General features: G+C 73.4%; 11 protein-coding genes. 7 read left to right on the top strand and 4 right to left on the bottom strand.

What is annotated here, in order from left to right:
* The first annotated feature begins 54 nt into the window (after positions 1 to 54).
* From ACO229_RS13000 to ACO229_RS12970, 7 genes are all read left to right on the top strand, one after another.
* The gene (locus ACO229_RS13000; RefSeq protein WP_423465180.1) at positions 55 to 1,989 is read left to right on the top strand and encodes a peroxidase family protein; all 1,935 of its coding nucleotides are present in this window, start codon (positions 55 to 57) and stop codon (positions 1,987 to 1,989) included.
* Positions 1,990 to 2,188: 199 nt separating this feature from the next.
* On the top strand, positions 2,189 to 2,458 hold the full coding sequence (gene rpsO, locus ACO229_RS12995; protein ID WP_119137907.1) for a 30S ribosomal protein S15: 270 nt from the start codon (positions 2,189 to 2,191) through the stop codon (positions 2,456 to 2,458).
* A 204-nt stretch (positions 2,459 to 2,662) separates the two neighbouring features.
* Positions 2,663 to 4,897, top strand: coding sequence for a polyribonucleotide nucleotidyltransferase (locus ACO229_RS12990; protein ID WP_397416004.1), 2,235 nt, complete (start codon positions 2,663 to 2,665; stop codon positions 4,895 to 4,897).
* A 1-nt stretch (position 4,898) separates the two neighbouring features.
* The gene (locus ACO229_RS12985; protein WP_423465179.1) at positions 4,899 to 6,227 is read left to right on the top strand and encodes a M16 family metallopeptidase; all 1,329 of its coding nucleotides are present in this window, start codon (positions 4,899 to 4,901) and stop codon (positions 6,225 to 6,227) included.
* A gap of 89 nt (positions 6,228 to 6,316) precedes the next feature.
* Positions 6,317 to 7,090, top strand: coding sequence for a 4-hydroxy-tetrahydrodipicolinate reductase (gene dapB, locus ACO229_RS12980; protein ID WP_397433158.1), 774 nt, complete (start codon positions 6,317 to 6,319; stop codon positions 7,088 to 7,090).
* Between the two features lie 38 nt (positions 7,091 to 7,128).
* Positions 7,129 to 7,632 carry a hypothetical protein gene (locus ACO229_RS12975; protein ID WP_423465300.1) on the top strand — a complete coding sequence of 168 codons (504 nt, stop codon included), beginning with the start codon at positions 7,129 to 7,131 and terminating at the stop codon, positions 7,630 to 7,632.
* A 200-nt stretch (positions 7,633 to 7,832) separates the two neighbouring features.
* Positions 7,833 to 9,335 (top strand): MFS transporter, encoded by a 1,503-nt coding sequence (locus tag ACO229_RS12970; protein WP_423465178.1) that lies wholly within the window; start codon positions 7,833 to 7,835, stop codon positions 9,333 to 9,335.
* On the opposite strand, the gene ACO229_RS12965 is transcribed toward ACO229_RS12970, so the two are convergent.
* From ACO229_RS12965 to ACO229_RS12950, 4 genes are all read right to left on the bottom strand, one after another.
* Complete coding sequence (locus ACO229_RS12965) at positions 9,241 to 10,533, bottom strand: MFS transporter (protein ID WP_423465177.1); 1,293 nt, start codon at positions 10,531 to 10,533, stop codon at positions 9,241 to 9,243. The two genes, ACO229_RS12970 and ACO229_RS12965, sit on opposite strands and share 95 nt — an antisense overlap.
* Positions 10,534 to 10,597: 64 nt before the next feature.
* On the bottom strand, positions 10,598 to 11,098 hold the full coding sequence (locus tag ACO229_RS12960; protein WP_423465176.1) for a GNAT family N-acetyltransferase: 501 nt from the start codon (positions 11,096 to 11,098) through the stop codon (positions 10,598 to 10,600).
* A 12-nt stretch (positions 11,099 to 11,110) separates the two neighbouring features.
* Positions 11,111 to 11,578 (bottom strand): hypothetical protein, encoded by a 468-nt coding sequence (locus ACO229_RS12955; protein WP_397415991.1) that lies wholly within the window; start codon positions 11,576 to 11,578, stop codon positions 11,111 to 11,113.
* A 91-nt stretch (positions 11,579 to 11,669) separates the two neighbouring features.
* Entirely contained in the window at positions 11,670 to 12,173 is a 504-nt protein-coding gene (locus ACO229_RS12950) for a GNAT family N-acetyltransferase (RefSeq protein ID WP_397415989.1), read from the bottom strand.
* Positions 12,174 to 12,192: the final 19 nt, after the last annotated feature.

Genomic DNA, 12,192 nt, shown 5'->3' with positions numbered 1-12,192 from the left:
CGGCGTCCCGCTCTCCCCTGGTGGAAGGCCTTCACACCAGCCAAGGAGAGGATCATGGCCCAGACCACCCAGGCGCCGCCCCAGGGCGACCCCAACCACACCCCGCACGAGGCGGTCGACCTGGCGCAGACACCGGCCGGCCGGACGGTGCGCCGCATCGGGCACGGTGGCGTGTTCGTACCGGCCGACGCGGACGCGCAGGCCGCGCCGCAGGACAGCACGGCGACGCTCATGCCGCGCACCGAGGCCGCCGTGCGGCGCGACCTGCGCGAGCACCGGTTCGACGCCACGACGTCGTTCGACTACCTGCTGCGCGACCTCGCCCGGCAGTTCCCGGAGGCCCACCTGCCCGTGGGCGACCGGGTGGCGCAGACCCGGGACGCCCTGCTGCGGCTCGGTGCCGGCATGATCGAGGCCCCCGCGGGGCCGCCGCCCGCGCCGTCCCCGGGCGCGCCCCCGGCGACGCCGGCACCGCCGCGCGACTCGACGGTCCCCGCGATCTACACCTACTGGGGCCAGTTCATCGACCACGACATCACGCTCAACACGAACGGCCCCGACGACGGCTCCGGCCCGGGCGGGGACCAGGCGCTGGGTGACGTGGTCAGCGACCCGTTCCGCGTCTTCGCGCCCGACGTCGTCCGGCGCAGCCTGCACAACGGCCGCATCCCGCTCCTGGACCTCGACAGCCTGTACGGGTCGGGGCCCCGGTTCGAGGGGGAGAAGGACCGGGGCACCACCCGCAGCGAGGCGGCGTACGTGCCGGGCTCGGCCAAGCTGCGCCTCGGCCGGGTCTCGACGCAGCCGATCGGCGGGTTCCAGCTCGTGGCGCCCGGCGACGACCCGCAGCGCGACCTGCCCCGCAGCACCGCGCCGGGCAGCGAGCGCATGCCGCTGATCCCCGACAGCCGCAACGACGAGAACCTCGTGGTGGCGCAGTTCCACGTGGCGATGATCCGGTTCCACAACGCGGTGGTGGACTGGGTGTCGCGGCACGAGCCGTGGTTCGCGGTGACGCAGCGTTCGCTGTTCGACCGCGCGCAGCAGCTCGTCCGGTTCCACTACCAGTGGCTGGTCGTGCACGACTACCTGCGCACCCTGACCAAGGCCGGCGTCCTGGACTCGGTCCTGGCGACGGGGCCGTCGCTGTTCCGGCCCGCCCGCCGGGTCGCGATGCCGCTGGAGTTCGCGGTGGCGGCGTTCCGGTTCGGGCACTCGATGGTGCGCGGCGCCTACGACTTCAACGTCAACTTCACGGGCGGCGGGCCCGGCGGGGTGGCGACGCTGGACCAGCTCTTCCGGTTCACCGGCAACGGCGGGCTGTCGCCCGACCCAGCGAACCCGCTCCCCGCCCTGCCGTCGAACTGGCCCGTCGAGTGGACCCGGCTGACCGACAAGGGAGACCCCCTGACGTTCCGCATGGCCCGCAAGATCGACCCGTTCCTGGCCGACGGCCTCGGAGACCTGCTCAACGAGGGCAACGCGGCCTCGGGTCCGGTCCGGGCGCTGCTGAAGCAGCTCGCGCAGCGCAACCTGCTGCGCGGGTACATGCTGGCGATCCCGACGGGGGAGGCCGTGGCGCGGGCGCTGCGCGTGCGTCCGCTCACGCCGGAGCAGCTCCGCCGGAACGCGTCGCCCGAGGTGGTGGCGGCGCTCGACGACCTGGACGGCACACCCTTGTGGTACTACGTGCTCAAGGAGGCCGAGGTCCAGGGCAACGGCAGCTTCCTGGGCGAGGTGGGCAGCCGCATCCTGGTCGAGACGTTCCTCTACCTGCTGCGCCTGGATCCCGACTCGTTCATGCGCCGGCCCGGCGGCGACTGGAACCCGGCGTACGGGGTGCGGTTCGAGGACGGGCGCCTGGTCACGACGATCACGGACCTGCTGGCGTTCGCCGGGGTGTTCCCGGTCGGTCAGGACGAGGCGGGCCTGCCGCAGTTCCGCCGGGACACCACGGGCACGGGCTACGCAGGCCACGACGGCGCGTGACGTCCACAGCGCCGCACGTGCCAGACGCTCAGGTCGCTCGGGTGACCTGAGCGTCCGACACGTGCGGGAGGTCTCATCCGGGCAGTCGGACGTACTGGCTCAGCACTGGTAATGTTGTACCGCCGTCTGAACGGCCGCGGATCCAGAGCGCCCGGTGAACGAGTCCCGGAGCACCGCGCAACGACACTGAAGGAGAGCCATGCCGCTCGACACTGCCACGAAGCAGCAGATCATTTCCGAGTACGGGACCAAGCCGGGCGACACCGGCTCGCCCGAGGTGCAGATCGCGCTCCTCACGCAGCGCATCAAGGACCTGACCGAGCACCTCAAGGAGCACAAGCACGACCACCACAGCCGTCGTGGTCTGCTGCTCCTGGTGGGCCAGCGTCGTCGTCTCCAGGGCTACCTGCGGGGCATCGACATCGAGCGCTACCGCGCCCTGGTCGACAAGCTCGGCCTGCGCCGCTGAACCTGACGCCTACCAGCCCGGCCCCCGCTGCGGGGGCCGGGCTGGTCTGGTGAGATGCTGTAGTACAACAACCACAGCGCCGCCCGTGACCTCGTCCGGTCCTCGGTAGTGGCCTCCCGAGAACGTCGCACCAGCGACGGCTCGGTGGGCCTCGATCGATGACCGTCGGGCACGGGGGCGTACGAGAGAACAAGGAGGGCACCCGTGGAGGGTCCCGAGATCCAGTTCGCCGAGGCCGTCATCGACAACGGCCGCTTCGGCACCCGTACCGTCCGGTTCGAGACCGGGCGCCTCGCCAAGCAGGCCGCCGGCTCCGTCGCCGCCTACCTCGACGGCGAGACCATGCTGCTGTCGACCACGGCCGCCGGCAAGCACCCCAAGGACCAGTTCGACTTCTTCCCGCTGACGGTGGACGTCGAGGAGCGGATGTACGCCGCGGGCCGCATCCCCGGCTCGTTCTTCCGCCGCGAGGGCCGCCCCTCGACCGAGGCGATCCTGGCCTGCCGCCTGATCGACCGCCCGCTGCGCCCGCTGTTCGTCAAGGGCCTGCGCAACGAGGTCCAGGTGGTCATCACCGTCATGGCGATCCACCCGGACGACGCGTACGACACCCTGGCGATCAACGCCGCGTCGGCGTCGACCCAGATCTCCGGCCTGCCGTTCGACGGCCCGGTCGGCGCGGTGCGCATCGCGCTGGTCGACGGCCAGTGGGTCGCGTTCCCGAAGTACTCCGACAAGGAGCGCGCGGTCTTCGACATGGTCGTGGCGGGCCGTGTCGTGGGTGACGACGTCGCGATCGCCATGATCGAGGCCGAGGCCACCGACGACGCGTGGAACCTCATCAAGAACGACGGCGTCGCGGCCCCCACCGAGGAGGTCGTCGCCGAGGGCATCGAGGCGGCCAAGCCGTTCATCAAGGCCCTGTGCGACGCGCAGGCCGCGCTCGCCGCGCAGTCCGCCAAGGAGACGCAGGAGTTCCCGCTCTTCCCGGACTACCAGCCCGACGCGTACGCCGCCGTCGAGGGTGCCGTGACCGCCGCCACGCGCGACGCGCTCACCATCGCCGACAAGCAGCAGCGCGAGAACACCCTCGACGAGATCAAGGCCGGGCTGCACGAGCAGCTCGACGCCCAGTTCGAGGGCCGCGAGAAGGAGCTGTCGGCCGCCTTCCGCTCGCTGCAGAAGCAGCTCGTGCGCCAGCGCGTGCTCACCGACGGCGTGCGCATCGACGGTCGTGGCCTCGCGGACATCCGCACCCTCTCGGCCGAGGTCGAGGTGCTGCCCCGCGTGCACGGCTCCGCGATCTTCGAGCGCGGCGAGACCCAGATCCTGGGTGTCACCACGCTGAACATGCTCCGCATGGAGCAGCAGATCGACTCGCTCGGTCCGGAGACGCGCAAGCGCTACATGCACAACTACAACTTCCCGCCGTACTCGACCGGTGAGACCGGCCGCGTGGGCAGCCCGAAGCGCCGCGAGATCGGCCACGGCGCGCTCGCCGAGCGTGCCCTGGTGCCGGTGCTGCCGAGCCGCGAGGAGTTCCCCTACGCGATCCGTCAGGTGTCCGAGGCCCTCGGCTCCAACGGCTCGACCTCGATGGGCTCCGTGTGCGCCAGCACGCTGTCGCTGCTCAACGCCGGTGTGCCGCTGCGCGCCCCGGTCGCCGGCATCGCGATGGGCCTCGTGTCCGACACCGTGGAGGGCGAGACCCGCTACGCCGCGATGACGGACATCCTGGGTGCCGAGGACGCCTTCGGCGACATGGACTTCAAGGTCGCCGGCACCAAGGAGTTCGTCACCGCCATCCAGCTCGACACGAAGCTCGACGGCATCCCGGCGTCGGTCCTCGCGGCCGCCCTGGGCCAGGCGCGCGACGCCCGCCTGACGATCCTCGAGGTGCTCGCCGAGGCGATCGACGTCCCGGACGAGATGTCCCCGAACGCCCCGCGCGTCATCACGGTGAAGGTCCCGACCGACAAGATCGGCGAGGTCATCGGACCGAAGGGCAAGATGATCAACCAGATCCAGGAGGAGACGGGCGCGGACATCTCCATCGAGGACGACGGCACCGTGTACATCGGTGCCACCGACGGCCCCTCGGCCGAGGCCGCCCGCGCGGCGATCAACGCGATCGCCAACCCGCACGTCCCCGAGGTGGGCGAGCGGTTCGTCGGCACCGTCGTCAAGACGACGTCGTTCGGCGCGTTCATCTCGCTGTCCCCGGGCAAGGACGGTCTGCTGCACATCAGCCAGATCCGCAAGCTCGTGGGCGGCAAGCGCGTCGAGAACGTCGACGACGTGCTGTCCATCGGCCAGAAGGTCCAGGTCGAGATCGGTGAGATCGACCCGCGCGGCAAGCTGTCGCTGGTCGCCGTCACCGACGAGGAGGAGTCGGCCCCGGCCGAGGCCGCCGAGACCCCCGCACCCGCGGACGCCTGACATGGCATGGCACCTGCCGCTCGTCCCCGCGGGCGAGCCCGGTGCCGAGCTCACCGCCGGGCAGGACGGCGCGACGATCCGTCGCTCCGTCCTGCCCGGCGGTGTCCGTGTCCTCACCGAGCACATGCCGGGCCAGCGCTCGGCGACGGTGGGCGCGTGGATCGGCGTCGGCTCGCGGGACGAGACCGACGGCCACTTCGGCTCGACGCACTTCCTGGAGCACCTGCTCTTCAAGGGCACCACCCGGCGGACCGCGATGGACATCGCCGAGGCGTTCGACGCCGTCGGCGGGGAGGCCAACGCCGCCACGGGCAAGGAGCACACCTGCTACTACGCGCGGGTGCTCGACTCGGACCTGCCGATGGCGGTCGACGTCATCTCCGACATGGTCACCTCCGCCCGCCTGGACTCCGACGAGCTGGAGACCGAGCGCGGCGTCATCCTCGAAGAGCTCGCGATGAACGACGACGACCCGACCGACGTCGTGCACGAGCAGTTCTCGGCCGCCGTCCTGGGCGACCACGCGCTGGGCCGGCCCATCGGCGGCACCCCCGAGACCATCAACGCGGTGCCGCGCGACGCCGTCTGGGACCACTACCGCTGGAACTACCGCCCGGAGACGCTGGTCGTCACCGCGGCGGGCGGGATCGACCACGACAAGCTCGTGCAGCAGGTGACCCAGGCCCTGTCCGACGGCGGCTGGGACCTCGATGCCGCCGTCGCCCCCCGCGACCGCCGGCCGGTCGCGGAGGACCGCGTGGGCGTGCCGGACGCCGGCACCGAGCGCCTGGTCGAGCGGCCGGTCGAGCAGACCAACATCATCGTCGGCTCCACGGGCATCTCCGCGACGGACGACCGGCGGTTCGCCCTGTCGGTGCTCAACGCCGTGCTGGGCGGCGGCATGTCGTCCCGGCTGTTCCAGGAGATCCGCGAGAAGCGGGGTCTGGCGTACTCGACCTACTCGTTCGCCTCCGCGCACGGCGGGCTCGGCACCTTCGGCCTGTACGCGGGCTGCGCGTCCGCGAAGGCGGACCAGGTCACCGAGCTGCTCGTGGCGGAGCTGGAGAAGCTCGCGCACGACGGCATCACCGAGGCCGAGCTGAAGCGGTCCGTCGGGCAGCTCTCCGGCGGTACGGTGCTCGGCCTGGAGGACTCCGGCTCGCGCATGAGCCGCCTCGGCAAGGCCGAGCTCGTCTACGGCGAGCTCCTGTCCCTGGCCGAGTCGTTGGACCGCATCCAGTCGGTCACGGCGTCGGACGTCCAGTCGCTGGCGCAGGACCTGGCGTCCCGCCCCCGCTCGATAGTCCGCGTGGGCCCTTCCAACAACTGACTGACCCGTTGAGTGCGGGACATTCGCCCTTTCGGCGCACCAGAACGGGCGAATGTCCCGCACTCGACGACTACGTAGGGTGGTAGATCGTGAGTGAGATCAAGGTGGCCGTGCTCGGTGCGGGCGGGCGCATGGGCAGCCAGGCGTGCGCGGCGGTCGAGGGCGCCGACGGCCTCCGGCTCGTCGCGCGCCTGGGCCGCGGCGACACCGTCTCCGCGGAGAGCCTCGCGGGGGCCGACGTCGTCGTCGACTTCACCGTGCCGGCCGTCACCGAGGCGAACGTGCACGCCGTGCTCGACGCCGGCGCCCACGCCGTGGTCGGCACCACGGGCTGGGACGACGACTCCCGGGCCCGTGTCGCGGCGCACCTCGCCGAGCTGTCCCCCGGGGGCCAGGGCAGCCCGGGAGCGCTCGGCGTGCTCATCGCCCCGAACTTCGGCCTGTCGGCGGTGCTGGCCATGACGTTCGCCGCCAAGGCCGCGCGCTACTTCGAGTCGGCCGAGGTGGTCGAGCTGCACCACCCGAACAAGGTCGATGCTCCGTCGGGCACCGCCCGGCACACCGCCGCGGCCATCGCGGCGGCCCGCGCCGAGGCGGGACGCGGGCCCTCGCCGGACGCCACCGAGTCCGGCTGGGAGGCGCGCGGCGCCGACGTGGACGGGGTACGCGTGCACGCCGTGCGGTTGCGCGGCCTGGTGGCGCACGAGGAGATCCTGTTCGGCAACGAGGGGGAGCAGCTCGTGATCCGGCAGGACTCCTTCGACCGCGCGTCCTTCATGCCGGGCGTGCTGCTCGCCGTCCGCTCCGTGGTGTCCCGTCCCGGGCTCACCGTGGGCCTCGAGAACGTGCTGGACCTGTCGTGAGCGACGAGGGCCGCGAGCGCTCCGACGGCCCGGCGGAGGTGCCGGGGCCGCCGACGCCGGACGCGTCGCCGGGCCGCCGGGGCCTGCCCCGAGGGCTGGCGGGCGCCCTGGCCGTGACGGCGCTGCTCGCACTGTACGTCTGGCAGATCGCGGGGCGCGGCGTCGCGATGATCGGCACGGGCGAGCCGGTGCTGGTCGCGATCGGCCTCGGTGTGTTGGTCATCCCGCTGCTGGTCATCGGGCTCATCGCCCGGGAGTACTGGCTCGCCGCGACGGTGCAGCGGATGGCGGACACGCTGTTCGCGGAGGGTGACCTGCCGGTGGACGACCTGCCGCGCTCGCCGGGCGGGCGCATCGACCGGGCCGCGGCCGACGCGGCGTTCGAGCCCCGGCGCGCCGCCGTCGAGGCGGCCCCCGAGGACTGGCGCGCCTGGTACCACCTGGCCTTCGCCTACGACGCCGCGGGTGACCGCCGGCGGGCCCGCGAGGCGCTGCGCAGGGCCGCAGGCCTCTACCGCGCCGGGACCACGAAGGCCTCCTGAGGCAGGGCCCGACGCACGGAACCTGAGGCGCCGGGTCTGCGGCGCAGGGCCTGAGGTGCAGGGCCGGGCGGGGTCCTCTGCGACCTTGCTCACGAACGGGCCCAGAGGGTGGAGCGCACCGGGAAGCGGTTGTTTCAATGGTCGGCGCCGCGCCCGGCGACACCGGCCGGGCGGCGTCTCCTCCCTGACGGAAAGTTGCCGTGCCCACCCCTGCCTTCCTCCGGGCGCGCCCGCGCGCGCCGAAGACGAACACCCTGCCTGGCACCGATTCCGGCCGGTCCCCGTGGCGGGCCCTGCGGCATCCTGCGATGCGCTGGTGGACCGGCGCCAACCTGGTCTCCAGCGCCGGTACCTGGATGCAGATGACCGTCCAGAACCTGCTGGTCCTCCAGATCACGGGTTCCCCGGCCGCGACCGGCCTCTCGCTGGCGGTCCAGGCCGCGCCCGGCCTGCTCTTCGGCGTCGCCGGTGGCGCCGTGGTGGACCGGTGGCCGCGCAGGACCGTGGTCGCCGGGAGCCAGGCGGCGCTGGGCGTCATCGCTCTCGCGACCGCGGGGCTGGTCGGCCTCGACCTGCTCAGCACGCCGGTGCTGCTCGCCCTGTCGGCGATCACCGGACTGGTGGCGGCCGTGGACGGCCCGGCCACGTCGCTGCTGGGCAACGATCTCGTGGCACCCGGCGACGTGCCCTCCGCGATCGGCCTCGGCTCCGTGACCCACAGCGTCGGCCGGCTGGCGGGCGTCGGCCTCGCGGGTGGCCTCGTCGCGCTCACGGGGCCGGCCGCGGCGTACCTGGCCAACGGCGTCTCGTTCCTGGCGGTCGCCGCGCTCGTGCCGTTCCTGCGGCCGTACCGGCGGCCTCCCGGGGCGACCGAGCCGCTGGCGGCGGTGGAGCCCGTCCCCGCGGCGCTCCCGCCCCGCCCCGTCGAGCCCGCCCCGGCACGGGGTGGGTCGCTCGACGGCATCCGGTACTTCTGGAGCCGTCCCCGCCTGGTCGCGCTCCTGGGCGTGACCGCGGTGAGCGCCGTCCTCGGACGCAACTACTCCCTCACCCTGGCCGTGCTCGTCACGGGTGCCCTCGCCGGGACCACGCAGGACTTCGCGACCGTGGCCACCGTGCTGGCCGTGGGCGGCATCGTCGGCGCGTTCCTGGCGGGGCGGCTCCGCCGTCCGACCGTGCGGCTCGTGGCGGTGCTGGCCGCGGCCGGGGCGCTGCTCCAGGTCGGGGCCGGGCTGTCGCCGAGCCTGGCCGTGCTGCTGGTCGCCGTGGCGCCGATGGCCGTGGTCGAGTCGCTGGCGGACACCGCGGGGGCCACCGTGCTGCAGACCGATCCGCCGGCCGCCATGCGGGGCCGTGTCCTGGGTGTCTGGCGCAGCGCGAGCACGGTGTGGGGTCTGGCAGGCCCGCCGCTGCTCGGCCTCCTGATGGAGCTGCTGGGCGTGCGCGGTGCCCTGGTCGCCGGCGGGGTGGTGGTGCTGCTCGCGACCGCCGCCGGAGCGGTCCTGGCGGCGTACCGGTCGCCGGCGGTGCCGGGCTCACCGCGCCGGGCGCCCGGGCACGTGCTCCTGCGGGGAGGGCCTGGCGAGCACCACCCCAGGCCCCGCCGCGTCAGGCCGGTTCGGGCGACGGGTCGGCGTCCGGGTGCGTCGGCACCCACCGCACCGCCACCAGCACGAGCCCGACGACGAGCAGCGCGGACGTGAGCACGAACGGGTAGGTGCGGTCGATGCCGGACAGCCACCCGGAGATCCAGCCGAAGGGCGCCGCGGCGAGCATGATGCACGTGCGCTGGATGGCCATCACGCGGGACCGCTCGCCGGCGTCCACGTGCAGCGCGACGAGGGACTCCGAGAGCATGAACAGCATGCCCGCGCCGAAGCTGTCCAGCAGCAGGCACAGGCCCAGGAACGCGTACGTCGACGCCGTCGCGGCGCCGTCGGCGGCCGGGATCGCGACCAGCACGACCTGCCCGGCCAGATGCACGCCGAACCCCCACAGGGCGGCGCGCCGCAGGTCGACGGCGGTGGTCAGGAGCGGGATCAGCGTGAAGAAGAAGGTCACCGACAGCACCGAGCGGACCATCGGGAAGAAGGGCAGCAGCGCGTCCGGCACGTGCAGGTGCTGGCTCGCCACCACCTGCCAGAACGTGCCGTTGACGAGCGTGACGGCCGCGGTCAGCGCGGCGATGCCGAGCGCCAGCAGCGACCCGCGCGAGCGCAGCAGCAGCCCGAGCGCCCCGCGGTACCCGGCCAGGAGCCGCCACGTGCTCTGCCCGCGGGTGGCGTCCATGCGGATCCGGCCCTGGCGGGTCTCCCGCGACCACAGGTAGAGCCAGACGATCTTCACGGTCATCACGACCGCCGCGTTGAGGTACAGGATGCGGACGGCGGGCTCCAGGCCGAGCTGGGCCACCAGGACGGCGGCCAGCGGCGCGAACAGCGCGGAGCAGTCGGCAGCGACCTTGACCAGCGAGTAGATCCGGGTGATCTGGCCGCGCTCGGCGTCCTCGACCATGAGGCAGTCCCAGGAGTTCTGCGTGACCTGCAGGGCGCCGTTGACCAGTGAGGCCGCGAGGAAGAACCAGAAGTCCTGGGCGAACGCCCACAGCACGCACGGGATCACCCAGGCGATCACGTCGAACCACGCCGTCGTGGCGCGCCGGCCGAGCCGGTCGGTGATGATCCCGCCGGCCAGCCCGAAGCCGACCTGGGAGATCATGCCGACGGTCGCGAGGAACCCGATCTGGTAGTCGTGCAGGCCCAGCGCCAGCATGAACACCGACGCGTACGGGAGCACCAGAGCCATCGACAGGCCCCACAGCGGTTCCGTCCACACGCAGGCGCGGGGGTTGCCGCGCAGCTCGACGAGGGTCCGCCACAGCGGGTTGGGGGAGCGGGTCACGGGGCTAGTGAAGCACCTCCGCGCCGGTGGCCGTGCACCCGCCTCGTCCCTCGGCCGGCCCGGGCTACAGGGGCCGTTCCATGCAGACCAGACCCTCCCGCTCGTCCCACGGGTCGACGACGGTGAAGCCCAGCCTCACGTACAGCCCGATCGCACCCGTCCGCCACGCCCAGACGGACAGCGCGGCCGTGCGCACGCCGGCTGCGGCCGCCCGGGTCAGCGCTGCGCCGATCAGCAGGGACGCCACGCCCTGACCGCGCAGCGCGGGGTCCGTCCAGAGCCGTTTGAGCTCGGTGCGGCCGGCGACGGGCGCCGTGCCGACCAGGCAGCCGACCGACGCCGGACCGCACCCCGCCAGCAGCACCGTGTCGTCCGCGAACGCGGCCCGCGGGTCGGTGATCTCCGCCCGGTAGCGGTCGGGCAGGGCGTCGACGTGCCCGGCCGGGATGCCCTTCTCGGCCTCCGTCTGCAGGTGGTACGCGGTCAGCAGGGCGGCGAGGCCCTCCGTGGGGGAGCCCGGTCCGAACGGGTGGACGACGACGGGTGGGGTGCCGGTGGCGCGCATGATGCTGCTCTCTCAGTCCGTCAGGCTCGTCCAGCAGTACACGCTCTGCCGCTCGTCGGCGGCGCGCGCGGCGAGCGCCCCGAGGGAGAGCAGCGCGGCCACGAGCACCTGGGGCGCCACGACGCGCGTCGCCGTGCCGGACCACTCCCGCGCGGCCTCGGCCAGCCGGGCGGGTCCGGCCGAGGCGAGGTCGTCGACGAGCGGCTGCTGGACGGACACCACCCACGGCCCCTCCTCGCCCCCGCTGCCGACCAGGGCGCCGTGCCGCGGGTGCGCGGTGACCTCGGCGTACGACCGACCGGACAGCACGCCGGCGAGGCCGCCGAGCATCACGAACGGGTCCACGGACGGTACGGCGACGGCGTCGAACCGGGGCTGGTCGGTGCGCAGGTCCGGCTCGGAGGGCCCGCCGGGCGCGAGGAGCACCGTCGCCGCCGCCTCGTCGGTCGGCGCTGCGAAGTACTCGGTGCGGATCCCCATGCCGGCGATCGTCGCAAGGCCGTGTCACGGGACTGTCACACGGGCGTGAAACCTGGGGTTCGCGTGGCGAACACGCGGGCACCCGCCGGCGTCAGATCTGCGCGGACCAGCGGTGCTCGACGACCTCGCGGACCCCCGTCGCCAGGGTGCGGCTGCGACCGTCCTCGCCCAGCCCGCTGGCGTCCAGGAAGGCGGCGCGCGCCGTATCGTCGGCGAGCGCCCACGTGGTGACCGTGTCCGACCCGTCCGCACGGAGGCGGTCCACGGCGGCCGCCAGCAGCCGCGACCCGTGGCCGGCGCGCTGCGCCTCCGGCAGCACCTCCAGCGACAGCACCTGGCCCGGGGAGACGGCGGCGAACCCGACGACGTCCGGCCCGTCGAGCGCGACGAGGACGGCGAACCCGGGGCCGGGCGGCGAGGTGATGGCAGAGGCCCAGCGCTCGCGCATCGCGGGGACGTCCAGGGCCTCCATGACGCCTTCTCCCAGCACGCCGGTCGCCCGCCAGGAGGCCACCTGCACGGCGGTCACGGCGGATTCGTCGCCGGGGACGGCGGGCCGCACGGACACGTCGGCGATCTCACGAAACAGTGCCATCGGCCCACCCTAGCGTCGC

The organism is Promicromonospora sp. MS192 (assembly GCF_049532985.1).
GTDB lineage: Bacteria > Actinomycetota > Actinomycetes > Actinomycetales > Cellulomonadaceae > Promicromonospora.
This window is presented reverse-complemented; position numbering and strand designations above follow the sequence as displayed.